Genomic DNA, 24,514 nt, shown 5'->3' on the forward strand with positions numbered 1-24,514 from the left:
CGCATTCACTGGCTTATTGCCCTGATTTGCGTCAGGCCGATGGCAGCCCTGCAACAGTTTTGCTGCGCGCAGCGCGGGCCTGATCGAGGTTAACTTTCAAGAAACACGCAAGCGAACATTGGTTCCTCGCGCAGAACCGGGCGCGGAACTCGCAAGGTATCAGGCGTAGCGGCGGCGCTCGATGGTGATGCCGATCGCATCAAGATACCGTTCGATCGGTTCGGGCCGGCCGATCAGATAGCCCTGTATCGCGTCGCAGGTTTCCCGCGCCAGGAAGGCACGCTGGGCTTCCGTCTCCACCCCTTCGGCGACGACAGGAATGTTCAGGGCGCGCGCGAGGCTGAGCACGGCGCGAACGATCTCGGCCGATTGCGCGCTCGCCTCAAGGTTCGAGATGAAGCTGCGGTCGATCTTGATCTTGTCGAACGGGAACGACTGGAGATAGGACAAGGATGAGTAGCCGGTGCCGAAATCGTCCATGGCGATGCGGATGCCGAGCGCCTTCAGCCGCCGCAGCAGATTCAGCGCGCGGGTGAAATCGCCGATCAGCACGCCCTCGGTGATCTCGACCTCGAGCCGGGTTGGCGCGAGCCCTGTCTCCAGCAGGATCTGGTGGATCGATCGTTCGAGGTCGCCGGCCTGGAATTGGACCGGCGACAGATTGACGGCGACCGGTAGCGGCCGCGGCCAGGACGCCGCCTCGCGGCAGGCTTCGCGCAGGACCCATTCACCGATCTGGATGATCAACCCGTTCTCCTCGGCGAGCGGAATGAACTGGTCCGGCGGCACGAAGCCGCGCGTCGGGTGGTTCCAGCGCAGCAGAGCCTCGAAGCCGACGACCTCGCCGTCCATCCGGGCCTGAGGCTGGAAGTAGACGAGGAGCTGGTTCTGCTCCGGCGCCTGGCGCAGATCGTGCTGCAACAGCCTGCAGTCGCGCAGCTCCTGGTCCATCCCGGATTCGAAGAAGCGGACCCGGCGCCGGCCCTCGCGCTTGGCGCGATAGAGCGCGGAATCGGCATTGGCGAGCAGCGTCGCCGCGTCCACGCCGTCATCGGGGTACACCGCGATGCCGACGCTGAGGCCGACATGGGAGAGATAATCGTCGACCTCGAGCTCGGTGCCGATCGCCTGGACCAGGCGTTCGCCTAGCGCCAGCACCGCGTCGCGGCAGACATCATCCGGCATCAGAATCATGAACTCGTCGCCACCGATGCGGGCAATGAAGGCCCCGTCGGCCTCCGCTGCAAGACGGTCCGCCGCTGCCCGCATCAGCATGTCGCCGACGGGATGGCCGAACACGTCGTTGACCTCCTTGAAGCGGTCGAGATCGAGGCTCAGCACTGCAAAGCTGGTCGAGGCCTCCTGCGCCCGCTGCAGCCGCTCCGCCAGCGCGATGTTGAATGCGCTGCGATTGGGCAGATCGGTCAGCACGTCGTGACGTGCGAGATGGCTGATGCGTTGCTGCGTGTTGACGCGCTCGGTAACGTCCTCGATCACACCGACCAGATATTGGGGCTCGCCCGCGCCGTCCGTGATCAGCATCTTGCGCGAATTGACGACCCGGTCGTGGCCCCTGACGCCGACTTCGAGCAGATGCTCCTCCAGGAACATCGGCATGCCGCTGGCGACGACCCGGCGGTCCTGCTCGTTGACCATGCGGGCGACGTCGGCCGGGAAAATCTCCTCGGGAGTCCTGCCCAGCATCTGCTCGCGTGGCACGCCGTAATAGTCCTCGCCGGCGCGATTGAGCAGAATGTAGCGAATCCTTCGCGCACGTCGCGAACACGGCGATCGGGATGTTCTCGACGATGGTGTCGAGGAATTCCTGGGTCCGCAGAAGATCCTGTTCGACCTTGTCATGCGTGTGCCCGCGCGCGTCCGTCATTCTCTGACGGTCCCGCTCGCTGACCTCATAGGCCGCGCTAACGAGCTCGCCCAGCTTGACGAGATCGACCTCTCCGGTGGCATCGGTGGCGCAGCGGAGCTGCTCGGCGAACAGGCGGTGCATCACGCCATCGCTCCGAGCCGCGTGCAGGCCTCATGCCTGCAAATATCTGCGTTCCGCATCCCCGGCTCTCTTAGCTTCCTAAACCGCAGATTGAGGCGCTCAACATTGCGCGGGCGTTAATCGAACTCGCGTCTCGGCCGTGTTGGTTACTCTGACCTGAAAAGAACCGTCAGTTTGCGCGGCATCCTCCGTAGAACTCCGGAGAATGATGACGCGCCCGGGCACAGGGGGAACCGCAATAACATCGCCGCGCGTCTCATCCTACCGGATGAGCGCGCCCTCTCCGGCCCGCATCGGCTGGGCAGAAATCTCCTGCAACTTGGGAACTCCGCCGGCTTCCGCTGCAGCGCGAATGGCCGAAATGTTGGCGGAATATTCGGCGCAGCTTTTGCCGCGGAACACCGCCGAACCCGCGACGAGCGTGTCGGCGCCGGCAGCGGCAACCGCAGCAGCATTGTCGCGCGTGACGCCGCCATCGACCTCGAGCCGGATCGGCCGGTCGCCAATCATGTTGCGAACACGCCTGATCTTCTCGATCTGGGAGTCGAGGAAGGACTGGCCGCCGAAGCCCGGATTGACCGTCATCACCAGCACGAGGTCGAGACGATCGAGCACGTATTCGATCGCGCTCTCCGGCGTCGCCGGGCACAGGCTGACGCCGGCTTTCTTGCCAAGCGCGCGGATTGCCTGGAGCGAGCGGTCGAGATGCGGACCTGCTTCGGCATGAACCGTGATGATATCGGCACCAGCCTTGGCGAACGCCTCGAGGTACGGATCAACAGGCGCGATCATCAGGTGCACGTCGAAGATCTTCGATGTCACCGGCCGGATCGCCTTGATGACGTCCGCGCCAAAACTGATGTTCGGCACGAAATGTCCGTCCATCACATCGCAATGGATCCAGTCGGCACCGGCTGCGTCGATCGCTGCGATCTCCTCGCCGAGGCGGGCGAAATCCGCCGCCAGGATCGAGGGAGCGATGATGATCTCATTGGTCATGCTTTGCACTCCGTGCGTCGGCCCCGCCGCTGAAGACGCGGCTCGCCAGCACATCGGCGGCATCGACGGTTTCGAGATCTGCGACATCGAGCATGCGATCGAGATCGGACACCAGGCGATCGGCCTGCCGCAGGCGGATGCGGTCCACAGCGTTGCGGATCGAGCGCGCATTGGAGAAGAACGGCTGGGTCCGGCGCAGCGCGATGTACTTCTCGAATGCTTCCCGTGCCGCTGCCGAGAACCGATAACCGCGCTCCTTCAGCATCACCTCGGCGATGACGAGCAGCTCTGATTCGGCATAGTCAGGAAATTCGATATGGTGGGCGATGCGCGAGCGGAACCCTGGATTGGAGGCGAAGAAGGTCGTCATCCGCTCGCCATAGCCTGCGAGGATCACGACGAGATCCTCGCGCTGGTTCTCCATCACCTGGAGCAATATCTCGATCGCCTCCTGGCCATAGTCGCGCTCATTGTCTGGCCGGTGCAGATAATAGGCCTCATCTATGAAGAGCACGCCGCCCATCGCCTTCTTCAGGATCTCCTTGGTCTTCGGCGCGGTGTGGCCGATATATTGGCCGACGAGATCGTCGCGCGTCACGGAGATCACCTGCCCGCGCCGCACGAAGCCGAGCCCGTGCAGAATCTTCGCCATGCGCAGCGCCACGGTGGTCTTGCCGGTGCCGGGATTGCCGGTGAACGACATGTGCAGGGTCGGCGGCGCGGCCGCGAGACCCGCGCGCTGGCGGATGCGCTCGATCAGCAGCAATGAGGCGATCTGGCGCACGCTGTTTTTCACCGGCTTGAGCCCGATCAACTCCCGCTCGAGCTGTTGCAGCGTATCGGTGATTCCGGCGGCTTCGGCTTCCTTGCGCAGATCGAAACTGGTCTCGCCGTTTTCAGCAGTGGTCGCGTGGGGGACATCCAGCATGGGCACCTCGAAGAAAAGAGCTTCGCCGCGGGGGTGCGGCGAAGCAGTGGTCCGCCAAGGAAACTGAGCAGGGAGTGCTCCGCGCGGAGGGAGAATGGCTATTGAGCGGCGCGTGCGGCGAGCTTTCGCACGGTGGTGTAGCGGATGGCGCGTCCGCCCACCTCCTGCCGCACCAGCTCGAATTCCGCCTCTTTCGGCGGCCTGTTGACGATGAACGAGATTCGCACCGATTCCCAGCCATGGCTGGAATCGAAGCCGCTGATGCGGATGTAACGGTCGCCATACACTCTGCGGCATTCAGCGAGCTCCATCATCACGCCGGCGGCGTCCTGGAGATCGAACATCGGCAGGCCCCACATCTCCCAATAGGTGCTGCGAGGATGCGGATCGTCGGTGAACTCGATGTTCACCGCCCAGCCGTTCGTGAGGCAATACTGCACCTGCTTATAGATCTGGTCGTCGCTGAGATCGGGCAGGAACGAGAAGCAGCCCTGGGTCAGTTTCATTTCAACTCTCCTCAGACGGTTTCCAGCGCCGTCGGCACGAAGTCCGGCGTGTCGGTGGATTGATAGTTGAAGGTGACGTCCTTCCAGACCTCGAGCGCGGACTTCAGCGGCGTGCAGGTTTGCGCCGCCTTGGCCAGGATCTCCGGACCTTCATGGACGTAGTCGCGGCCCTCGTTGCGGGCGAGGATCATCGCCTCCAGCGCCACGCGGTTGGCGATCGCGCCGGCGGCGATGCCCATGGGATGGCCGATGGTGCCGCCGCCGAACTGCAGCACGACGTCCTCGCCGAGGAGATCGAGCAGCTGATGCATCTGGCCGGCATGGATGCCGCCTGAAGCCACCGGCATCATCTTGTTCAGGCTCGCCCACGACTGGTCGAAGAACAGGCCGTGCTCGAGCTTCATCGGGTTGAAGTCCTCGCGGCACACGTCGTAATAGCCGCGCGTGGTGTTGGGGTCGCCTTCGAGCTTGCCGACCACGGTGCCGGCATGGATGTGATCAACGCCGGCGAGCCGCATCCATTTGGCGATGACCCGGAACGACACGCCATGGCTCTTCTGCCGCGTATAGGTCGAGTGACCGGCGCGATGCAGGTGCAGGATCATATCGTTGCGGCGCGCCCATTTCGCCATGGACTGGATCGCGGTGTAGCCGATCACGAGGTCGATCATGACGATCACCGAGCCGAGCTCCTTGGCGAATTCCGCGCGCTCGTACATGTCCTCCATGGTCGCCGCGGTGACGTTGAGATAAGTGCCCTTAACCTCGCCCGTGGCTGCCTGCGCACGGTTCACTGCCTCCATGCAATAGAGGAAGCGGTCGCGCCAGTGCATGAACGGCTGCGAGTTGATGTTCTCGTCGTCCTTGGTGAAGTCGAGCCCGCCTTTCAGCGCCTCGTAGACGACGCGGCCGTAGTTGCGCCCCGAAAGCCCGAGCTTCGGCTTCACCGTCGCGCCCAGAAGCGGCCGGCCGAACTTGTCGAGCCGCTCGCGCTCGACCACGATGCCGGTCGCGGGCCCCTGGAACGTCTTCACATAGGCGACCGGGAAGCGAATGTCCTCCAGGCGCAGCGCCTTGAGCGGCTTGAAGCCGAACACGTTGCCGATGATCGAGGCCGAGAGATTGGCGATCGAACCGGGCTCGAACAGGTCGAGGTCATAGGCGATGTAGGCGAAGTACGACCCCGGCGAGCCCGGCACCGGATCGACGCGGTAGCATTTTGCGCGATACTTTTCCGCGGCGGTCAGGCGGTCGGTCCACACGACCGTCCAGGTCGCGGTTGAGGATTCGCCCGCGACCGCGGCGGACGCCTCGATCGGATCGACGCCCTCTTGCGGTGTCACGCGGAACAGCGCGATGACGTCAGTCTCGCGCGGCATATAGTCGGGCTCCCAATAGCCCATGCGCTTGTATTCCATCACGCCCGAGCGATATCTCTCCTTGCCGCGTACAGTTCCTGCGTGTGCATTCATGGCTCTCTCCTGCTCTTCTCTCTCTGAATGATTAAGCTGCGACCGGCTCGCGGGCGCCGATGCGCGGATCGAGCTCGCCGGCGCGGTAACGCCGCGCCATCTCGCTCAAGGGAATGACCTTGATCCTGCCGGCATGGCCAGCGGTTCCGAACTGCTCGAAGCGATCGCGGCAGAGCTCGCGCATCGCGTCCGTCGCGGGCTTGAGGAACTTGCGCGGATCGAACTCGGAGCGCGCCTCCGTTGCGACCTTACGGAACACGGCGGTCATGGCCAGACGACAGTCGGTGTCGATATTGACCTTACGCACACCGCTCTTGATGCCGCGGACGATCTCCTCCATCGGCACGCCCCAGGTCTGCGGCATCTCGCCGCCGAACTGGTTGAACATGTCCTGGAGCGGCTGCGGCACCGAGGAGGAGCCGTGCATGACCAGATGCGTGTTCGGCAGCCGGCGATGGATCTCTTCGACCACCCGCATCGCCAAGATGTCGCCATCGGGCTTGCGGCTGAACTTGTAAGCGCCGTGCGAGGTGCCCATCGCGATGGCGAGCGCATCGACCTTGGTGGCGCGGACGAACTCGACGGCCTGGTCGGGATCGGTCAACAGCTGGTCGTGGCTGACCTTGCCCTCGACGCCGTGACCATCCTCCTGATCGCCGCCACCATGCTCGAGCGAGCCAAGCACACCGAGCTCGCCTTCGACGGAAGCGCCAACCCAATGGGCGAGATCGACGACACGGCGCGTAATCGCGACGTTATAGTCGTAGTCCGCCGCGGTCTTGGCGTCGGCCTTGAGCGAGCCGTCCATCATGACAGAGGTGAAGCCATGGGCGATGGCGGAGGCGCAGGTCGCCTCGTCGTTGCCATGGTCCTGATGCATGCACAACGGGATGTCCGGATAGGTCCGCTCCAGCGCGTCGATCATGTGCGACAACATCAGATCGCCGGCATAGCTGCGCGCACCGCGCGAGGCCTGGATGATGACGGGCGCATCGACCTCGGCCGCCGCCTGCATGATCGCAATGCCCTGCTCCATGTTGTTGATGTTGAAGGCCGGCACGGCGTAACCGTGGCTGGCGGCGTGATCGAGCAATTGGCGAAGGGTGATACGGGCCACGACAGATCCTCCTGTTATTGCTTGCGGGCGCGGGCGATCGCCCGGCGGGCGGCTTCGGCAACGCTTTGCGGCGTGATGCCGAATTCGCGGTAGAGCACCGGCGCCGGCGCCGAAGCACCGAAACCGCGCATACCGACGAACTCGCCGTCACTGCCGATCCAGCGATGCCAATCGCCGGCGACTGCTGCCTCGACGCCGACTCGCGGTGCGGTGCCGAGCACGGCGGCGCGGTAGTCGTCCGGCTGCTCCTCGAACAACGCGAAGCACGGCGCGGAAACGACGGCCGCACGCACGTGCTCGGTCGCAAGCAGCCGGGCCGCTTCCAACGCGATCGACACTTCCGAGCCGGTCGCCATCAGCGTGACGTCGCGCCCGCCATCGGGCGAGACGATGAGATAGGCGCCGCGGGCGACCCGATTCCGACCGCGGACATCGCTACGGAAGGTCGGCAGCGCCTGCCGCGACAGGCACAACACAGAGGGACGGTCTTCCTCTTCCAGTGCGCAGTTCCACGCCTCCAGCGTTTCGACCGCGTCGGCCGGCCGGAAGACCAGAAGATTCGGAATCACCCGCAGCGCGGCGAGATGCTCGACCGGCTGATGCGTCGGTCCGTCCTCGCCGAGGCCGATGGAATCGTGCGTCATCACATGGATGACGCGCAGCCGCATCAGGGCCGCAAGGCGGATCGCCGGCCGGCTGTAATCGGAGAAGGCGAGGAAGGTGCCACCATAGGGAATGAAGCCGCCATGCAGCGCGAGGCCGTTCATCGCCGCGGCCATGCCGTGCTCGCGGATGCCGTAATGGATATAGTCGCCGGCGAATGCGTCACTCTTGATCGGGACTTGCGCCTCGGCGTGCGTCAGGTTCGAATGCGTCAGATCGGCAGAGCCCCCAATCAGCCCGGGAATGGTTCCGGCGATGGCGTCGAGCACCTGTTGCGATGCCTGCCGCGTCGCGAGCTTCGGCCGCTCGCTGGCAAAGCGTTCGCGCAATTTCGCCGAGGCCTGGGCGTAGGCGTTCGGCAAGGCAACCGCCTTGCCCTCGACGAACAGGTCACGCTGCTCGGGCGTTGCGCCTTCATAACGGTCGAGCCAGGCGAGACGCGCGACCTGCCCGCGCTGCCCGATCATCCGCCACGCCTTCGCGACCGGAATCGGCACCACGAAGGGCTGGTAGTCCCAACCGAGAGTTCGGCGCGCGGCCGCGGTCTGCTCGGCGCCGAGCGGCGCGCCATGCGCCTTCTCGGTGCCCTGTCTATCTGGCGCGCCGTAGCCGATGATGGTGCGGCAGGCGATCAGCGACGGCTTTGCGGTTTCGCGCTCTTCCGCGATCGCCTGCGCAACGGCTTCAGGATCGTGCCCGTCGACGCGGCGAACCGACCAGCCGGAGGCGGCGAAGCGTCCGAGTTGATCGTCCGAGGTCGCAAGCGAGGTCGCCCCGTCGATAGAGATGCCGTTGTCGTCGAACAGCACGATTAGGCGGCCGAGCTTGAGATGACCGGCCAGCGAGATCGCTTCCTGGCTGATTCCCTCCATCAGGCAGCCGTCGCCGGCGATGACATAGGTGAAGTGATCGACGAGGCCATCGCCGTGCCGCGCATTGGCCATGCGCTCGGCGAGCGCCATGCCGACGGCCGTCGCAATGCCCTGTCCCAGCGGTCCCGTGGTGGTCTCGACACCCGGCGTGTGGCCATATTCGGGATGCCCCGGCGTCTTCGAGCCCCATTGCCGGAAGGACTTGATGTCGTCGAGGCTGACCGCACCGCCGGTGAGGTGCAGCAGCGCATAGAGCAGCATCGATCCATGGCCGGCCGACAGCACGAGGCGGTCGCGGTCCGGCCAGTTGGGATGGGCCGAGTCGAATTTGAGGAAGCGCCGGAACAACACGGTCGCGACGTCGGCCATGCCCATGGGCAGGCCGGGATGGCCGGACTGCGAGGCCTCGATGGCGTCGACCGCGAGGAAGCGGACGGCATTGGCGAGATCGTTGTGCGTGACCGCGGTGAGATCGGCTTCGGCGTGGACGGAAATGTTCATCGGGGTCTCTCCTCGTTCACTTCAAGCTGCGCTTGCGCTCGATCAGCTGCATGATCAGCGGCGTCAGGATCAATTGCATCGCGAGATCGAGCTTTGCGCCCGGACACACGATCGAGTTCGCACGCGACATCCAGCTGTGCGGCAGCATCGAGAGCAGATACGGGAAGTCGATGCCGCGCGGATTCTTGAAGCGGATCACGACCATCGATTCGTCCGGCGTCGGGATCCAGCGCGCAATGAACGGATTAGACGTGTCCACCGTCGGCACGCGCTGGAAGTTGATGTCGGTCTCGGTGAATTGCGGGCAGATATAGTGGATGTAGTCGGGCATCCGCCGCAGGATGGTGTCGGTGACGGCCTCGGTCGAATAGCCGCGCGCGCTGCGGTCGCGGTGCAGCTTCTGGATCCATTCGAGATTGATGACGGGCACGACGCCGATCTTGAGGTCGGCATAGCGCGCGACGTTCACCTTGTCGGTGACCACCGCGCCGTGCAGGCCTTCGTAGAACAGCAAGTCCGAATTCTCCGGCAGCCGCTTCCATTCGGTGAAGGTGCCGGGCGCCGCGCCGTGCAGCGCGGACTCTTCTGCGTCGTGCACGTAATGCCGCGTCGTCGCCGTGCCGGTCTCGCCATAGTCGCGAAACGCGCGCTCCAGCTCCTCGAACAGATTGGTCTCGGGGCTGAAATGGCTGAAATGCTTGTTGCCGCGCTCGGCCTCCGTGGCCATCTTCGTGCGCATCTCGGCGCGGTCGTAGCGATGGAAGGCGTCGCCCTCGATGTAGACGGCGTTGACCTTCTCGCGGAAAAAGATTTGCTCGAAGGTCTTCTTGACCGAGGTGGTGCCGGCGCCGGAGGAGCCGGTGATGGAGATGATCGGATGCTTCCTGGACATGGGACGCCCTCCTACAGCCGGAAGAAGCCGCGGCGCGCGAACAGCGGCGCGGAGACGCTGGCAACCAGCAGCGGATCGCAATGCAGCTCCTCGAGACGCCGCACCTCGTTGCTCGAGCCCATGATCAGCGGCACGCGTTGATGCAGGCTTTGCGCCGACAGGTCGAGGATGCGCTCGCGCCCGGTCGAGGCCGAGCCGCCGGCCTGCTCGATGATCATGGCCATCGGATGCGCCTCGTAGGTGAGGCGCAGACGACCGTCGCCATAGCCGGGACGCGCGTCCGAGGGGTACAGGAACACGCCGCCACGGGTGAGGATGCGATAGGCCTCCGCGACCAGCGAGCCGATCCAGCGCATGTTGAAATTATGATTGGCGGGGCCCTCGACGCCGGCGAGGCATTCGTCGATGAAGGCGCGCACCGGCGGATCCCAGTGCCGGCGGTTGGAGGCGTTGATCGCGAATTCCTCGCACGCCTCGGAGATCTGCACGGCGCTGCGGGCGAGGCGGAAGCAGCCGGCCTTGCGGTCAAGCATGAAGATGTCGACGCCGTCGCCGAGCGTCAGCACCAGCGAGGTTTGTGGGCCGTAGGTGACGAAGCCCGCAGCGAGCTGCTCCGAGCCGCGCTGATGGAAGGCAAGGCTCAGATCGTCGGGCGCGGGCAGGATGGAAAAGATCGTGCCGACGGTCATGTTCAGGTCGATGTTGGAGGAGCCGTCGAGCGGGTCGATCGCGACGCAGATCTTGGCTTCGCGGTCGCCGATCTGCGGCTCGCGCATCTCTTCCGACGCCAGCGCTGCGATCGAGAGCTTGCCGAGGCAGCGGCGCAGGATCACATCGGCCTGCACATCGAGATCACGCTGGACGTCGCCGTCGCTGTTGCGGCCGGTGGTCAGCCTGGAGGCGTCGGCGAGATCGCCTGTCGCGATGAGGTCGGTGATCTCGATCGCCGCTGCCGCGATGGCGTCGACTGCGGCCGCCACAGCGGGCCCATGCGGCGCCATCTCGGAATACCGTTGAAGGTGGTCGTCCAGCCTGAGTTGCCCGGTCATCTGCGTCCATCCCCCTGCTGGCGCCGCATCCAGTTCCCTCCCGCTGGAGGTCGGTGCGGTCAGTCCCAGCACGATGAGATTGACAGGGCCGGCTTAATAAGGAAAATTTCTATTCATAATGAGTGCCAAAGAATTTTCTTATAATGGCCCCGGTCACGCAGCAGCCCAGCTCCGGCATCTGACGATCCGGCAGCTGCGCTCGCTCGCGGCGCTCTCGGCCAAGGGCAGCGTCACGGCGGCCTCCAGCCATCTGGGGCTGACGCAGCCGGCCGTGACCCAGCAGCTGCGGCAGCTCCAGGACCTCGCAGGATTGCCGCTGGTGCAACGGACCGGCGACGGCATGCTGCTGACCGAGGCCGGCCGGGAAGTGCTGGCGCTCGCCGAGCGCGTCGAAGCTGCGATCATGGACTGCCAGGGCGCGCTCGACCTGCTCGCCGGGCGCACCGGCGGCACGGTCCATCTCGGCGCGGTCTCGACCGCGAAATACTTCGTGCCGCATGCGATCGCGGCGTTCTCGAAGCGATATCCGAAGATCGAGATCAAGCTCACCATCGGCAATCGCGAGGACATCCGCGAAGCCATGCACGGCTACGACCTGGATTTCGCGGTGATGGGCCGGCCGCCGCCCGATGTCAGCGTCGATGTGCGTCAGCTCGGCCGCAATCCGCACATCATCGTCGCGCGCAAGGGGCACTGGCTGGAGCAGGATTCCGGCCTCAGCCTGACCGACCTCGTGCACGAGACCTTCCTCACCCGCGAGCCGGGCTCCGGCACGCGCACGCTGATGGAGGGCATGTTCCAGAAGTCGGATCTCGAGCCGATCATCGGCATGGAGATGAGCAGCAACGAGACCATCAAACAGGCCGTCATTGCCGGGCTCGGCATCGCCTTCATCTCGGCCCACACGGTGGCGCACGAGCTGGCCGAAGGCCGCCTCATCGTGCTCGATGTCGCCGGCCTGCCGATCGTGCGGCAATGGTACGTGATCCGCCGCAGCGACAAGGTGCTGCTGCCGCCGGCGCAGGCGATGTTCGATTTCCTGGGCTCGGAAGGCTCGAACTATCTGCCCGACGTGCCCGAATTCGGCGGACGATAATTCGCCGGCGCTCAGCTCATGAGCTTCATGGCGACGGTCGCCGCCAGCACCACGATGATCTGGAGCAGACGCTCCGTCGTGAAGATGCGGTTGAAGGTGGTCATCGCTTGCCCCCGGCCGACGTGAAGCGGATATCGATCGATAGGGTGCTAGCACAAGCCGGCATCGAGACAACTCCGTAGTCGCCCCGGGCCGCCCGCCCCTGATCGGACCGATCGCGCCCCGCCTGGCGCGGTTAACGATCAGGCCGCGAGCGGGGCGGCGTACTCCACGCGCGTGGCAAAATAGGCTTCCAGCTCCGACAGTGCGCGCGCTTCCCAATCCCTCGCCTGCTCCAGCAGCGACCAGCTCTGGCCCGGGCGGAATGCGGCGGTCTGGCGATAGAGCGATGCGATGCCGCGATAGCGGCGCACATTCTCCAGGATGGCGTGACCGTTTATTTGGCCGTTCATTGAAAACTCCCTCGTCATTCCCGGGGGAGAAATTGCGGCCAAATCTTTTTCGAAAAGTTAGCGGCGCGCGGCAAGCTCGCGGATGGTTGCCGGACTGTTGCGCACGTGCCACGCGCGCGGTCGCGCACCGACGATCTATTGCGAATTCGTTGCCGCGCTTTCGCCCGACGGCTTCAGCCCGCCGCGGCTGATGATCACCATCGTCTCGCGGCAGAGATCGGCAAGGCCGATCAGGAGCACAGAGAGCACGCAGAACAGGTTGATGGAATCCGCGTTCGCGCTGGTCAGCGGCATGAACTCGAAGAAGGGCGGGATGAACGCCCACCACACCAGCGGCACGGTGAGCAGCGCCGCGAACGCCGCCGCCGGCGCGCCGGCGACGATGCCGAGCACGAACAGGCTGGGCAGGAATGCCGCGAAATAGAGCTTCGCGCCGAGCGCGACGCAGATGCCTTGAATCGCAGCCGACGCTGCGACGGCGCCGATTCCGAGCAGGAACGCCTGCCACGACCATGGCCGTACTCGCGGTACGCCAAACAGTCCCGCACGCCTCATCAGCCTCCCCCTGCCGCCCGCTAACCAAGGCCGCTTGCGACCAAAGTACTACAGCGCTGCGGGAATCGCGAGATCGAAATTGGGGCTGCGGCCGAGGTTTGGTAAACGCCCGCATGGCACCAATCGCGGCCCTACTCGGTGGCGGCGTAGAGCAGGCCCGCGACCGGCAGGGCAAGGCCAATGGCCGATGCGAGCATCCAGCCGCCCTGCGCAAAGGCCCAGGCGCCGACCGCCGAGCCCGCTGCGCCCGCCGCGAAGAACGTCGCCATGTAGAGGCCATTGAGGCGGCTGCGGTGCTCGTGCCCGAGCACGAAGATGGCGCGGAAGCCGAGCACGACGTTGCCCTGCACGCCGATGTCGATGGCGATCGCGGCCACGACGAGGCAGGCGAGGTTCAGCAGCGAGCCGGGCGCACCGAGATAGGTCGCGAGAAAGCCGGCGGCGGCGAGCAGCATGGCGACGCGCGTCGCGATGCGGCTGTGGCCGCGATCGGCGAGCCGTCCCGCGATGGGAGCTGCGAACACACCGGCGACGCCGGCGAGTGCGAACAATGCGATGCCGCGCTGGGTGAAGCCGAATTCACTGGCGAGCTGGAGCGGCGCCACCGTCCAGAACAGGGTGAAGCAGCCGAACAGGCTCGCCTGATAGAGCGCGCGGCGCCGGAGCAGCGGCGTGGTCAGGGCCAGATGCGGCATCGACAGCAGCAGCGTGCCGTAATACATGCGCGCGACCGGCTTGCGCTTCGGCAGCGTCGTCCACAGCACGGCCGCGAGCACGATCATCAATGCGGCCGAGCAGAAGAACACGGCGTGCCAGGACAGAGCCGCCGTGACGAAGCTCGAGACCGGGCGCGCGAGCATGATGCCCAGCATCAGCCCGGTCGAGACGTTGCCGACGACGCGGCCGCGGATCGCTTCGGGCGCCAGGTGCGCGGCATAGGGAATGATGATCTGCACCGCGACCGAGCCGAGGCCGATGAACAGCGCCGCGATCAGGAACGGCATCGCGTGGGTAGCGAACGCGGCGGCGAGCAGCGAAGCCGCCCCGAGCGTGATGACGGAGCAAATCAGCGCGCGATTCTCGATGAGGTCGCCGAGCGGCACGATGAAGAGCAGCCCGACGCCGTAACCGATCTGCGTCATGGTCACGATCAGCCCGGCCGCTTCGTGAGACAGGCCGAGCGCGGCGCTGATCGGGGCGATCAGCGGCTGGGCGTAGTAGATGTTGGCGGCGACCATGCCACAGGCCGCCGCCAGCACGAAGGTCAGTCGCTGCGACACCGCATCCGGCCTGGGCGCAATCTCGATCGTGGCATTCATCGTCATTTCACGTGGTCTCCAACCAATCGGGAACGATCATTCCCTAATAAGACATAAATTCAGGCGAGCAGCTTCATCGCGACGCCGACGAGGCGCATTCCGTCGAGCGGCAGGCGCGCCTTGCCGACGACGCGCATGCCTTGCGTGATGCAGATCATCAGCCGCGCAGTGTCGTCGGGCTCGACATGGCCGGGAATCGAGCCGTCCGCCTGCCCCTCGCGGATGAGGCCGGCGATGAAGCTCTCATTGCTCTCGAGCTGGGCGCGGACGCGGGCGGCAACCGCGGTATCGACCGCCGACAGCTCGACCGCACTGCCGACCACGAGGCAGCCGCGCCGCCCCTCGATGCCCTGCGAATGCGCGACGTAGGACAGCAGCACGCTGCGCAGCCGCTCGCGGCCGTTTTCGCCGCGCGCCGCCGCGCTGCGGGTCTGCTCCTGGCGCATCGCCGTGTAGCGCTCGAAGGCGGCGAGGAACACTGCACGCTTGTCGCGGAACGCCTTGTAGACGCTGCCGGTGGCGAGCCGCATCGCCGCGGTGAGGTCGCCGATCGAGGTGGCATGATAGCCGCGCTCGCGAAACACGCGCACGGCGCGGTCGAGCGCAGTATCCATGTCGAACTCCCGGGGACGGCCGGGCGGACGGGCTGTGGGCGGGGATCGGCGGGCTGCCTTTTGCATTGCAGTATAATAGGGAATGATTGTTTCCTAATAAAGACACGTGGTTGTGATGAGGTGGCCGTTTTGCGGAGCCCGCAACTCTCGTAAGCGGCGCGGGCTTCGTTCTCCCAACTCCGTCATTCCCCGCGAAGGCGGGGAATCCAGTACGCCGCGGCCTATCGATTCAATCACGACCGCCTCGGAATACTGGATCGCCCGGTCGAGGCCGGGCGATGACAGCGAGCGTGTGGTTACCGACATGCGTATTCGCCCTCGCGGCCCAATTCGCCCGAGCTTTGCTTGATCTCTCCACCCTCTAAGCCAAGAGGGCGCAGGGAAGGCCGCATAGGCGTTAAGTTTATTCTTGAGTGTTGGAATCACACGTGATTCCAAGGGGCATGGCAGACGAATCGCTTCTAAATGAGGACTGGACGAGAGTGGTTGCGCAGCTGGGTGGGGCTGAGCAGCTTGAGATAAGCGCGCGCCAGACGAAGGCTTTCGCGCGGCGGCGCCAAATTCCAGACGCGGTGGCGTTGCTTCGGCTGATGCTGGCCTATTGTTTAGGGGAAAGAGGATTGAGATCGACAGCTGCGTGGGCGGCTTCTGTTGGCCTTGCGGACCTCAGCAGCGTGGCGTTGTTCTATCGCCTGCGTCAATGTGGCGATTGGTTTGCAGTGCTGGTGGAGAGCTTGCTCGATGCGGCAGCGCCGAAGGCGAGCCGAGGCCGCCTGATCCGCATCGTCGATGCGACGACAGTACCTCAGGCCGGGCCGACTGCCCGCAGGAGCAGTGAGCTTTGGCGGCTTCATAGTGCATTTGATCTGCCAAGTGAGCGCTTTGGTCACTTCGAGCTAACGGATCAGCAAGAGGGCGAAACGTTTGACCGGATACCAGTAGTCAAGAACGAGATCCGCATTGCTGACCGCGCTTATCTGCAACCTGACCGCATCGCGGCTGTCCGCGCGGCTGGTGCCGACGTTCTGATCCGAGCAGGCTGGAAGAACGCGCGCTGGCTTGATGCCCAAGGCCTTCCATTCGATCTGATGGCCCAATTGCGTGCGGCAAAGGCACGCGGACTGATCGATCGGAGGATTTGGATCAAACGCAAGGACGGGGCGCCTCTGGCTATGCGTCTGGTTGCGGTCAAGAAGCCCACCGGTGCGGCCGCGGCTTCGCGTCGTAAAGCTCGGCGAGACGCACGAGACGAAAACCGCATCATCTCCAAAGGGACTCTGGAAGCCGCGGATTGGGTCATTCTGGTCACGTCGCTCGCACGGGACGAGTTCTCCGCCAAGGATGTGCTTGCACTCTATCGACTGCGATGGCGGATCGAACTTGGCTTCAAGCGACTGAAAAGCCTGATTGGTCTCAAGACACCGCCTGGAACTGATCAGCGTTCGGCGAAGCCCTACCTGCTGGCTCACCTCTTGATTATCCTGCTGCTCGAGCCGCTTGTCCGCGACTTCGAGGACTCTCCCCACTGGAAGCAGGCCGCCTGACGACACCTGGCGGTTGGCGTATCTTGCAACAACTCGTTGCATCCTTGCTGCAAGCAATCATTCCACAACCAACCATCCGCCGCTTGCGCCGCAGTAAGCGAGCGCTTGGGCGGCACCTGCGCGAGCCTCCCCGAAAACGTCAATATCAATCAATGCTTGCGCTACCTTAACGCCTATGGGGAAGGCCGGGTGCTGACCTCGCACCCGCGGTCTGCTGCGCGAGATAGCGCAAAGGAGACCGCACAGCAGCATACAGGTGGTGCCAATCACTCGGCCTTCCCTGCGCGATGGTCGGACGGCGTATGCCGCGCTCTCCCGGGAGCCGAGTTCCTTCTGGCCTCCCTCACTCTCGCGAAAGTCACCGGCCATCGCGCCGGTTGACGCGACTGCCGCATCCGCAAGAGCTTGACCGTAGCAACGACGGCCAGGACCACACGGTTTTGCCGTACGCACGGCCCGCCATTTCGCCGCAGTTTTCGCAGCCCTGTCGACGGGGCTGCGAAACTTACAGGCGAGACCGACCTGACAGCGCCGTCCGTCCACGCGAAGCCTTAAGGGCTCACGGAGAGCAATCCGCCCTGCCCCTGGCCACTCGCGCCCGACGCTGCTGCGTCCACCGCAAAGCCCGGCTCGCGACAATGACGACCTCATGATCGCCCCTCAAGGATGAGCCGGGATGGCCGACACATACGACAAATCCGAATTTCGGCAAAGCGGAATATTTTTGTGCCGCTGGGTTGACAGAGAAGCGAAACAGCCGGTCCCCCAGCCCGCATGGAGCGCAGCCCAATCCGGCACAGTGCAAGATGCCGCGCGAGCGGCCCCGGACTGCGCTTTCGCTCCATCCGGGCTGCGGAAGCATCACCCCTTCGACAGCACCGGCGTCCCATCCGCCATCGTCGTCACGCCTTTCCGCTCGACGATCATCCCGTAAGCCCGCGGCTGGCGGTGGACGTCGAAATTGAAGGTGGTGCGCTTGTAGGAATTGCAGAGATCGAGGTCGCAGCGCGCCAGCGCGATCTCGTCGCCCTTGGTGGTGCAGGCCGCGATGATCTCGCCCGAGGGCGCGATGATGCAGCTGCCGCCGATCTGATCGACGCCCTCCTCGAGACCGGCCTTGGCGACCCCGACGACGAAAGTGCCGTTCTGATAGGCACCGGCTTGCATCACCAGACCATTATGAAACAACGAGAGATCGTCATGCTCGGGCGCGGGTGGATTGTGCACCGGCGTGTTGTAACCGATCAGCAACATCTCGACGCCCTGCAGACCCATCACCCGATAGGTCTCGCTCCAGCGGCGGTCGTTGCAGATCGCCATGCCCATGACGCCACCGAAGGCATCGACCACGCCGAAGCCGCTACCCGGCTCGAAGTAGCGCTTTTCCAGATGCTGAAACGCGCGCCAGGGCTCGTGCTCGGCATGACCGGGCAGATGGACCTTGCGATACTTCAGGACAATCGCGCCGCTCTTGTCCACGAGAATGGACGTGTTGTAGCGCCTGACGATTCCGGCCTCCACCGCGAGCTCGGCATAGCCAAGGCAAAAGCCGATCCCGAGTTCGCGCGCGAGATCGAACAGCGGCTGCGTCTCAGGGCCCGGCATCTCGCGCTCGAAGAAGCTGTCGACCTCGGCCTGGTCCTCGAAGTACCAGCGCGGAAAGAACGTGGTCAGCGCCAGCTCGGGATAGACGATCAGGTCGCAGCCGCAAGCGCGCGCCTCGCGCATCGACGCCATCAGCCGCGCCACCACCGCGGTCCTGGTCTCGCTCCTCGCAATCGGGCCGAGCTGGCCGGCTGCAATAGTCACAAATCTCGCCACGACTCATTCCTTACGTTTCTGATCGCGTCGGACCTGGAGTTGCCCAGGCACCGCGCGCAGCCGCTTTGGACCCCCCGTCGGGACCATCGTGCGACGGCTCGCCGACAATACCGGAACTTTCGTTGCCGATCTGCAACGGTTCCCCGCGATCTGAAGCCGGACAAAACAAACTCCCATTCCGGCCACGAACCGCTCTCACAACGCCGTGAGGACGACAGGGGAATGACGATGCGTGCACAACGCGTTTGGAAAGTGAATGGGGCTGCCAGCATCGGGCAGCTCCAGTCGAGACTGGACGATCTCAACAAGCGTCTCAGCCAGCTCGAAGGCCAGAATCCGGAGACCTGGAAGCTCGACGAGCTGAGATCGAGCGCGCTCAGGCTGTCGCGCGAGATCGACGACATCCGCTGCGCGGAAGCGACGGCGGCGCTGAGCGAGCTCTTGCGGAAGTAGCCGGCGATTCGCTCGCCGCCCAGGAACCAACGCGTCCCGCCGCCATTTCCATGAGAGCATGGAGCAAGGTCATGAGCAGGCACCTGACGCGAGCCGATCTCGCGCGCGGCGTGGCTGGCGCGGTATCCACGCTGGTCGTGTGCGCGACGGCGGCCTTTGCCATCGCACGCCATTTCGCGCTGTGAGGGATTTCGCATGACATCCGACCCTGAGGAGTCGGTGAGGCTGCAAGGCTTTGGCGAGATGACGTTGCGCAGCGCGATCGCGACGCTGATGGCGCTCGGCGAGCGCGAGCGATCAGATGCCGCCATCTTCCGCATCCGCGACGGCTCGCGTTTGGCGTCGAGCGAGATCGCCGAGCTCGCTTCCGACTGGGGCATGACGCCGATGGCTGAGGTCAGGTCGCCGCGACTGGCGCCGGATCAGCACTGGACGGACATCGTTCGCGGCATGGTGCGCGAGGCCCCGCTGCCGTCGCTGATGGTGGCGTTCTTGGTGGGCGTCCTGGTGGCGCGGCGATAGCAATGCCGCTCGCGCGGCCTCGGCCGCCGCTGGAAGCCATGCCGCCGCAACAGGCTGCCCCGCCCATGCCAAATCGGCCGTGGACCCGTCCCGAAAATCGTTGCAGAAAGACACCTGAGGCGCTGGCGGCCGGTCCGCCAAGCCTCTGGAAAACGTCAACTTTTGGAAGAATGGTCGGAGTGGCAGGATTCGAACCTGCGACCCCTGCGTCCCGAACGGAACCGCCACGTTAGAAACCCCTTGTTTTACAGGGATTTTCGAAGGCGTTTCCTCAAGATCTTCTTCGTTTGTTCATGGTCATTCTGGGGCCAATCTGGGGCTGTAAAGTGGGGTCACGGCTCGTCGCCTCCCCAATACTTGAAGAAATCAAGCGCCTGCTGCCGTTCTGGATCGAGCATAAGAAGTCCCTCCGCTGCTTGGGCTTGCAGCACCTTGTGCGAGGCCGTCAGCGTCTTGCTTGCAATCTCCCACAGGAAGCTAATCGCGGCGGTTACTCGATCTGCGTCCACGACCAAGCTGTTCATGTAAGCGTCGCTCGCTAGGTCCAGTGTCCCACCCGCTTTGGATTGATCAAGGTACCGCGTCGTGAAAACGGAGCCGTGGTGCACGATCAGATTGCGGTCTCGGAGCAGTTCCTCGTAATGGATGACGTCGGCTTTTGAGAATGGCGTGATCTTGAGCAGACAGCTATAGATCGAGTTAATCTTCCGCGCGCCGCCAAAATCGATTGGCTCAAGAATCAAGAATCCAATTCGAGCTTCCAAATTTTCGGCGAGTTTGACGACCTTGTGGGCGTCGATCGAAGTGTCATATCCGGCCGCCCGGAATTGCTCGATCAATTGTGGAGCAATGCTGATGATCGAACCTGCATGGTCTTTGCAGAATGCTTCAAAATAAGAAAGCGCTCCGACGAAGCATAGCTCGCTGAGCCTATCAATGCCGCGCGCTCGTCGCGATGAGACGTTTATCTGGCTTATGTCGTCTAGAATGCTTTTAAATACCGCTCCCGTCGGCACACCACCCGAGAAATAATCTAGAGAGAGTGGAGATGGCATTTCAGATTACTCCAAGGGGAATGTGCAGGAATAGCGGACGCCTATAGTCTGAGATCGTCGATTTCTCGATCGAACCGAATTCATAAGGGTAGAAGTGGGCACGGGTCCCGGGCTGGCGTCATGATCGTTACGACGTTTCTTGCTCGCGTTGCAGCAACGTGAAGGTTGAAGCGCGCCGATCGCTCCGCGTCACGTCCCCGAGGCTGGAGGTACCGCAAGAACGCCCCCTCAAAAACAATCACTTCGTCGAACTCCTTTCCTTTCGCCCTGTGTATGGTCATGACGGTCGCACCACGATGAGGTCTCGTCGTAGCCGCAAACTGGTCTTCAACGACTGCCGCACTCAACATAGCTCGAGCATCCCGATATGCACCGTAGTTCCGCCAAGCTTCAGCGAACCGGCTTTCGATCTGAGCGCCTCGTCTTAAAAGCCGCATATGACGGGCCTCCCTTGCGACCGCCTGCAGTTGCGCCCGTGGGCTAGCGGCAAACGCAGCCCTAACCGCACGCCAATCAGTCATGGGATCGCCTGTAAGCGCTATGCCTTCAACGTTTTGGATCAACCCTCGAACATCGGCCCCGATGCCTCGACCGCCGAAGCCTTCAATGCCGCGACGCCGCACCGCTTGACCGAGTGCGCGAAGCCGCGAAGCCCTATTTATCGCTACGTCTGAAGCGGCCTCAGAGCGCCCTAGTTCAAACTCGGCGAGACCATCCAGTAGCAGCCCGCCCAAATGCGCCGTCGGCGTCTTAGGTTCGAGCATGAGGGCTATTAGAGCGCCTGCAAGCATTGGGCCCTCTGCCGAGACCAAGATCTCTACTGGATACCCTGGCAGACCGTGATCTGCGCGGGCCATGTAGTCGAAGATCTGCACAGCAAGGTTGTTCGCAGGAACGAGAATAGCAAGCGACCAATCTGGCGCTCGTCTGAGGCGGCCAATACTGCGCAGCACTTCCTGCTTAAGTGGACGCAGGCTCTGGCCAGGATACCTAGTGATCGAAACACCGGCATACGGATTCGGTCGAAATGCCCCCTCTATCATCGCGTCGGCGAACTCCAAGATGTCCGTCCCCGCGCTACGACGATTCTCGCCTACAAAATCGAATTCTGTTGGACGGAACTGAGCGATAAATTCTCCGAACCGCCGCGGATCTGCGCCTTTGAAATCGTAAATGCGCTGCTTCGGGTCGCCTAACGCGATTAGTCTGCTATGACGACCGAGTTGCGCGATCATGGCCCACTCTTCGGCGTTCGTATCTTGAAACTCGTCGACAATAATAAGCGGGTAAGCCCGCCCATAAGCGTCTGCGAGCGTAGGCACACGACGGAAAAGCTCTGTAAGCAAAGTCGGAAACAAATCAAAAGCGACTAAACCTTCTTCATCGAATAGCTGCCGCTGCCGCACTAGGCGCTCCTCCCCGTCCAATCCAGCCAAGCGGCTCCGGGCTTGCGCGGGCAATAAAAGCGAAACGCCCTGACGTGCGCAAAGCAGATAACCGTGGCTCTTCAAGACCGTCCAGGCGAACCCGTGATAAGTATTGATTTCGATCCGCGATGCCTGCTCACGCGGAATGGAGGCCGTGGCCTGCTCAGCGACCCGAGCCACAGTCGCCCGCGCAAAGCTAAGGAAGAGCGCCTTGCTTTGGTCAGGTAGACGACCGGCGGTAAGATCCGCGCACGCCTTGGCCAGCGCGATTGTTGTCTTTCCCGCGCCCGCGCTGCCACGAACTACGATATGTCCGTCTGTAGCGAGCAACCGACGACGCTGATCGCACAGTATCAACGGCATATGGCGTTACCCAAAGATGCCTGGGGCCTGCATTGGGGCCGGAGGCGGTGGCAGCGGAGCGACCATATTGCGCAACTCGGCAAGAATGCGGGTCATGGTCGGGGGCAAATGAACGACTTGGCATTGGTCAAAGAACACAGTGAGATAGTCGTCGCCCTTTTTGTGTTTGAACAACGCCAAAAACGGTGGAGTATAGGCGTCGTCTGCTGAGCCATCCGGCGGGATCAGATGAGCGAGCGCTTGCGGCCATTCACCAGCTTGAACAAACCATTTCACGAACCACGCCTGCATTGCAGGCCAAATTTCCGCCCGGAGCAGATGTTCAAATCCTGCGTACGGTTGCTCGAACGCACGATGTGACGCGGCCTCTATCGCGGCGCGCGCGGCCGGGTTCTGCTGATCAAATACAGAGGCAACCGTCTTGCCCAACCCTCGAAAGAAGGCTGCAAAAGAAGCTACCGCTGATTCTCCGCCCGCATCGAACGGAACCCAACCGAGTGAATCGGTGAATCCAAACGTTGGTACTGATCAGGCGACAACTCCGACGCGCGACGAGCCATCGCACTGTAGGCAACAAGTTCGGTCTTGCCTTCCATCACAACGACACGTCGCGCCAGCAACGCCTCGCAGAAGCGGGTTCGAAACCCATCACGGAATATCTTTAACTTCAGATTGTCCGGCAATACCACGCTTGCTGCCGTAAGTAAGCCCGTGTTGTCTCGGGTCACGACGGTCATTTGCTCTGGTGCAAACTGCTCGATGACATATGGCGAATGAGAGGTAAAAAGGGCTTGCGCTGCAAGCCCACGTACCTTGTCAACGACGCGCTTCTGGACGTGCGGCGGAAGTGACAACTCCGGCTCCTCCATCGCGAAAATGACACGACCATTTCGCCGTTGAGCTATCAGACCAAGCATAGATAGGACCAAGGCGTTGATCGTTCCCGATCCTTGATGTTGGAACGGAGCAGCGTAGCCCGGCACCCCTGTTGCTAAGAAAGATTTCAGAACTCGCCGCAAATCATCCCGCGTCAACTCGGAAACCCGCAGATGTGGCGCGTCGGCCCATTCACCGGGAACAATCTCTCTCATTGCATCGCGGATGGCAGTGAGAATGCGTCCAAACTCGGGGTCATTTTCACCAACGACATCCAGGCCGCGAAGTCGGTCCAGCAATCCCTCCCACATTCGAGTACGAACTTCGTAAGTTCTAAGAATCACATCCAGTAGTGATCCTCGCTCCATCGAAAGCGCGCGATTTCCTGTTCGCAAAGCACGCAGGTGGAGAAAACCAAACTCACGCTTGTCGCTCGAGCGGCACTCGCTCATTGGCACACCATCGTCCTGACGCGGGATGGCGAACCACGTTTTTGCAACAAACTCATCTCCGTCCGGGTCGTAAGCGCCTTCAAAAATGATCCGTACAGCCGCTTCGACACCCTGTCCGGCTACACCCCAAACTTCTCCGGGCCCCAAAATTGCCCTGTCCACCCGGCGCCAAAATTCTATGTTTGCGCGAAACTTTGTCTGTTGCTGTTCGTCCAGGCCCGCGATCACGACCTCAACTTTGATCTTCTTTCCAGGCTCGCCATCCGCCGCCCTGTAGTCGCCTCCGTGAAAGTCATGCTCATCAATGGCTTGCGATCTGGCTAGTCGATCAGCCCCGATCGCAAGTTCGATGGCTTCAAACACCGTCGACTTGCCAGTGTTGTTGTCCCCCAACAGAACGGTTGTGCCTTCAAAGTTGATGTTGGCAAGCCGTATGCCTCGAAAATTCTCGATGTGGACCCGAACAATTCTCACTGATCCCCCGCCTCAATCGCTCAACCCGTCAGCCGACACAACCCTAACAGGTGCGAGCCGGCGGAACCAAGTTTGACTTGTGCAGATAAGGGATAAGCGCACCGGGGCTCTGGGGATAAAGTTCGAGCCGCAAATTGCGTATGCTTTTGAACCCTAGCGCCTTGCGTAAATAACGGAGCGGGCGAGGGTATTCATATCTGGGGCTATTTCTGGGGCCGCAAAAAGTGCTAGACGCTAAGTCCCTGAAATTCTTGGTCGGAGTGGCAGGATTCGAACCTGCGACCCCTGCGTCCCGAACGTAAATAGCGGCCGAAAAGATCAACAAAAACAATGAAACTTGCCCGCGATTGACCACCTTTATCACCGTTTGTTCCCGGCGTTTCGGTGGTCAATCGGTGGTCAGCTCCCGATCTGCTTTCTCTGCAACCATTTCGGCCCGACCGTCGGAGTTCAAGTCAGGGGAGCGCTACCGCTCAGCAACCGA

22 protein-coding genes are annotated in these 24,514 nt (G+C 63.0%); 4 read left to right on the plus strand and 18 right to left on the minus strand.

The features are described from left to right. Nucleotides 1-159 precede the first annotated feature (159 nt). The 9 genes from ACVWY3_RS20045 to ACVWY3_RS20085 all read right to left on the minus strand — a co-directional run bounded on the left by ACVWY3_RS20045 (nucleotide 160) and on the right by ACVWY3_RS20085 (nucleotide 11,007). A complete protein-coding gene (locus tag ACVWY3_RS20045) occupies nucleotides 160-1,704 on the minus strand; it encodes a putative bifunctional diguanylate cyclase/phosphodiesterase (RefSeq protein WP_456840018.1) in 1,545 nt (514 codons plus the stop codon). A 565-nt stretch (nucleotides 1,705-2,269) separates the two neighbouring features. Next, nucleotides 2,270-3,007, minus strand: a complete 738-nt coding sequence (gene rpe, locus ACVWY3_RS20050; RefSeq protein WP_456840019.1) for a ribulose-phosphate 3-epimerase — start codon at nucleotides 3,005-3,007, stop codon at nucleotides 2,270-2,272. Further along, nucleotides 2,997-3,935, minus strand: coding sequence for a CbbX protein (cbbX, locus tag ACVWY3_RS20055; protein ID WP_456840020.1), 939 nt, complete (start codon nucleotides 3,933-3,935; stop codon nucleotides 2,997-2,999). The genes rpe and cbbX overlap by 11 nt, the downstream gene beginning before the upstream one ends. Before the next feature lie 98 nt (nucleotides 3,936-4,033). Beyond that, complete coding sequence (locus ACVWY3_RS20060; protein WP_456840021.1) at nucleotides 4,034-4,441, minus strand: ribulose bisphosphate carboxylase small subunit; 408 nt, start codon at nucleotides 4,439-4,441, stop codon at nucleotides 4,034-4,036. 11 nt (nucleotides 4,442-4,452) lie between these two features. Then, a complete protein-coding gene (locus ACVWY3_RS20065; protein ID WP_456840022.1) occupies nucleotides 4,453-5,913 on the minus strand; it encodes a form I ribulose bisphosphate carboxylase large subunit in 1,461 nt (486 codons plus the stop codon). Nucleotides 5,914-5,944: 31 nt separating this feature from the next. Continuing rightward, the gene (gene fba / locus ACVWY3_RS20070) at nucleotides 5,945-7,030 is read right to left on the minus strand and encodes a class II fructose-bisphosphate aldolase (RefSeq protein WP_456840023.1); all 1,086 of its coding nucleotides are present in this window, start codon (nucleotides 7,028-7,030) and stop codon (nucleotides 5,945-5,947) included. A 14-nt stretch (nucleotides 7,031-7,044) separates the two neighbouring features. Further along, nucleotides 7,045-9,066 carry a transketolase gene (gene tkt, locus ACVWY3_RS20075; protein WP_456840024.1) on the minus strand — a complete coding sequence of 674 codons (2,022 nt, stop codon included), beginning with the start codon at nucleotides 9,064-9,066 and terminating at the stop codon, nucleotides 7,045-7,047. Nucleotides 9,067-9,082: 16 nt separating this feature from the next. Then, nucleotides 9,083-9,958 (minus strand): phosphoribulokinase, encoded by an 876-nt coding sequence (locus tag ACVWY3_RS20080; RefSeq protein WP_456840025.1) that lies wholly within the window; start codon nucleotides 9,956-9,958, stop codon nucleotides 9,083-9,085. An 11-nt stretch (nucleotides 9,959-9,969) separates the two neighbouring features. Further along, complete coding sequence (locus ACVWY3_RS20085) at nucleotides 9,970-11,007, minus strand: class 1 fructose-bisphosphatase (RefSeq protein WP_456840026.1); 1,038 nt, start codon at nucleotides 11,005-11,007, stop codon at nucleotides 9,970-9,972. A 118-nt stretch (nucleotides 11,008-11,125) separates the two neighbouring features. On the opposite strand from ACVWY3_RS20085, the gene ACVWY3_RS20090 reads away from it, so the two are divergent. After that, entirely contained in the window at nucleotides 11,126-12,103 is a 978-nt protein-coding gene (locus ACVWY3_RS20090) for a LysR family transcriptional regulator (protein WP_456840027.1), read from the plus strand. Nucleotides 12,104-12,345: 242 nt separating this feature from the next. Here ACVWY3_RS20090 and ACVWY3_RS20095 read toward each other — a convergent pair whose 3' ends face one another. The 4 genes from ACVWY3_RS20095 to ACVWY3_RS20110 form a co-directional block, all read right to left on the minus strand. Next, a complete protein-coding gene (locus ACVWY3_RS20095; protein ID WP_456840028.1) occupies nucleotides 12,346-12,555 on the minus strand; it encodes a hypothetical protein in 210 nt (69 codons plus the stop codon). A gap of 135 nt (nucleotides 12,556-12,690) precedes the next feature. Next, entirely contained in the window at nucleotides 12,691-13,110 is a 420-nt protein-coding gene (locus ACVWY3_RS20100; protein WP_456840029.1) for a DUF4118 domain-containing protein, read from the minus strand. A gap of 131 nt (nucleotides 13,111-13,241) precedes the next feature. After that, nucleotides 13,242-14,435: an MFS transporter gene (locus ACVWY3_RS20105; RefSeq protein ID WP_456840030.1), complete on the minus strand. Its 1,194-nt coding sequence runs from the start codon at nucleotides 14,433-14,435 to the stop codon at nucleotides 13,242-13,244. 53 nt (nucleotides 14,436-14,488) lie between these two features. After that, on the minus strand, nucleotides 14,489-15,043 hold the full coding sequence (locus ACVWY3_RS20110) for a TetR/AcrR family transcriptional regulator (protein ID WP_456840031.1): 555 nt from the start codon (nucleotides 15,041-15,043) through the stop codon (nucleotides 14,489-14,491). 443 nt (nucleotides 15,044-15,486) lie between these two features. Between ACVWY3_RS20110 and ACVWY3_RS20115 the strand changes: the two genes are divergently transcribed. Then, nucleotides 15,487-16,587, plus strand: coding sequence for an IS4 family transposase (locus ACVWY3_RS20115; protein WP_456836948.1), 1,101 nt, complete (start codon nucleotides 15,487-15,489; stop codon nucleotides 16,585-16,587). Nucleotides 16,588-17,448: 861 nt separating this feature from the next. On the opposite strand, the gene ACVWY3_RS20120 is transcribed toward ACVWY3_RS20115, so the two are convergent. Further along, the gene (locus tag ACVWY3_RS20120; RefSeq protein WP_456840032.1) at nucleotides 17,449-18,408 is read right to left on the minus strand and encodes an N-carbamoyl-D-amino-acid hydrolase; all 960 of its coding nucleotides are present in this window, start codon (nucleotides 18,406-18,408) and stop codon (nucleotides 17,449-17,451) included. A gap of 228 nt (nucleotides 18,409-18,636) precedes the next feature. On the opposite strand from ACVWY3_RS20120, the gene ACVWY3_RS20125 reads away from it, so the two are divergent. Both ACVWY3_RS20125 and ACVWY3_RS20130 read left to right on the plus strand, forming a co-directional pair. Further along, complete coding sequence (locus ACVWY3_RS20125) at nucleotides 18,637-18,861, plus strand: hypothetical protein (protein ID WP_456840033.1); 225 nt, start codon at nucleotides 18,637-18,639, stop codon at nucleotides 18,859-18,861. A gap of 195 nt (nucleotides 18,862-19,056) precedes the next feature. Further along, the gene (locus ACVWY3_RS20130) at nucleotides 19,057-19,383 is read left to right on the plus strand and encodes a hypothetical protein (protein ID WP_456840034.1); all 327 of its coding nucleotides are present in this window, start codon (nucleotides 19,057-19,059) and stop codon (nucleotides 19,381-19,383) included. A 332-nt stretch (nucleotides 19,384-19,715) separates the two neighbouring features. Here ACVWY3_RS20130 and ACVWY3_RS20135 read toward each other — a convergent pair whose 3' ends face one another. From ACVWY3_RS20135 to ACVWY3_RS20150, 4 genes are all read right to left on the minus strand, one after another. Continuing rightward, the gene (locus ACVWY3_RS20135; protein ID WP_456840035.1) at nucleotides 19,716-20,438 is read right to left on the minus strand and encodes a hypothetical protein; all 723 of its coding nucleotides are present in this window, start codon (nucleotides 20,436-20,438) and stop codon (nucleotides 19,716-19,718) included. An 80-nt stretch (nucleotides 20,439-20,518) separates the two neighbouring features. After that, nucleotides 20,519-22,228 carry a UvrD-helicase domain-containing protein gene (locus ACVWY3_RS20140; protein WP_456840036.1) on the minus strand — a complete coding sequence of 570 codons (1,710 nt, stop codon included), beginning with the start codon at nucleotides 22,226-22,228 and terminating at the stop codon, nucleotides 20,519-20,521. 6 nt (nucleotides 22,229-22,234) lie between these two features. Further along, nucleotides 22,235-22,657, minus strand: a complete 423-nt coding sequence (locus ACVWY3_RS20145) for a hypothetical protein (RefSeq protein ID WP_456840037.1) — start codon at nucleotides 22,655-22,657, stop codon at nucleotides 22,235-22,237. Nucleotides 22,658-22,683: 26 nt separating this feature from the next. Next, on the minus strand, nucleotides 22,684-24,030 hold the full coding sequence (locus ACVWY3_RS20150) for an ATP-dependent nuclease (protein ID WP_456840038.1): 1,347 nt from the start codon (nucleotides 24,028-24,030) through the stop codon (nucleotides 22,684-22,686). Nucleotides 24,031-24,514: the final 484 nt, after the last annotated feature.

The organism is Bradyrhizobium sp. USDA 4486, from assembly GCF_054057995.1.

What these genes read in the sequence shown, in the direction of transcription:
- ACVWY3_RS20100 (WP_456840029.1), bottom strand. Translation starts at nt 13,110, where the DNA reads ATGAGGCGTGCGGGACTGTTTGGCGTACCGCGAGTACGGCCATGGTCG.
- tkt (WP_456840024.1), bottom strand. Translation starts at nt 9,066, where the DNA reads ATGAACATTTCCGTCCACGCCGAAGCCGATCTCACCGCGGTCACGCAC.
- ACVWY3_RS20125 (WP_456840033.1), top strand. Translation starts at nt 18,637, where the DNA reads ATGCGTGCACAACGCGTTTGGAAAGTGAATGGGGCTGCCAGCATCGGG.
- cbbX (WP_456840020.1), bottom strand. Translation starts at nt 3,935, where the DNA reads ATGCTGGATGTCCCCCACGCGACCACTGCTGAAAACGGCGAGACCAGT.
- ACVWY3_RS20130 (WP_456840034.1), top strand. Translation starts at nt 19,057, where the DNA reads ATGACATCCGACCCTGAGGAGTCGGTGAGGCTGCAAGGCTTTGGCGAG.
- ACVWY3_RS20115 (WP_456836948.1), top strand. Translation starts at nt 15,487, where the DNA reads ATGGCAGACGAATCGCTTCTAAATGAGGACTGGACGAGAGTGGTTGCG.
- ACVWY3_RS20105 (WP_456840030.1), bottom strand. Translation starts at nt 14,435, where the DNA reads ATGACGATGAATGCCACGATCGAGATTGCGCCCAGGCCGGATGCGGTG.
- ACVWY3_RS20060 (WP_456840021.1), bottom strand. Translation starts at nt 4,441, where the DNA reads ATGAAACTGACCCAGGGCTGCTTCTCGTTCCTGCCCGATCTCAGCGAC.
- ACVWY3_RS20045 (WP_456840018.1), bottom strand. Translation starts at nt 1,704, where the DNA reads ATGCTGGGCAGGACTCCCGAGGAGATTTTCCCGGCCGACGTCGCCCGC.
- ACVWY3_RS20110 (WP_456840031.1), bottom strand. Translation starts at nt 15,043, where the DNA reads ATGGATACTGCGCTCGACCGCGCCGTGCGCGTGTTTCGCGAGCGCGGC.
- ACVWY3_RS20095 (WP_456840028.1), bottom strand. Translation starts at nt 12,555, where the DNA reads ATGAACGGCCAAATAAACGGTCACGCCATCCTGGAGAATGTGCGCCGC.
- ACVWY3_RS20085 (WP_456840026.1), bottom strand. Translation starts at nt 11,007, where the DNA reads ATGACCGGGCAACTCAGGCTGGACGACCACCTTCAACGGTATTCCGAG.
- ACVWY3_RS20090 (WP_456840027.1), top strand. Translation starts at nt 11,126, where the DNA reads ATGAGTGCCAAAGAATTTTCTTATAATGGCCCCGGTCACGCAGCAGCC.
- ACVWY3_RS20140 (WP_456840036.1), bottom strand. Translation starts at nt 22,228, where the DNA reads ATGCCGTTGATACTGTGCGATCAGCGTCGTCGGTTGCTCGCTACAGAC.
- ACVWY3_RS20080 (WP_456840025.1), bottom strand. Translation starts at nt 9,958, where the DNA reads ATGTCCAGGAAGCATCCGATCATCTCCATCACCGGCTCCTCCGGCGCC.
- ACVWY3_RS20065 (WP_456840022.1), bottom strand. Translation starts at nt 5,913, where the DNA reads ATGAATGCACACGCAGGAACTGTACGCGGCAAGGAGAGATATCGCTCG.
- ACVWY3_RS20135 (WP_456840035.1), bottom strand. Translation starts at nt 20,438, where the DNA reads ATGCCATCTCCACTCTCTCTAGATTATTTCTCGGGTGGTGTGCCGACG.
- rpe (WP_456840019.1), bottom strand. Translation starts at nt 3,007, where the DNA reads ATGACCAATGAGATCATCATCGCTCCCTCGATCCTGGCGGCGGATTTC.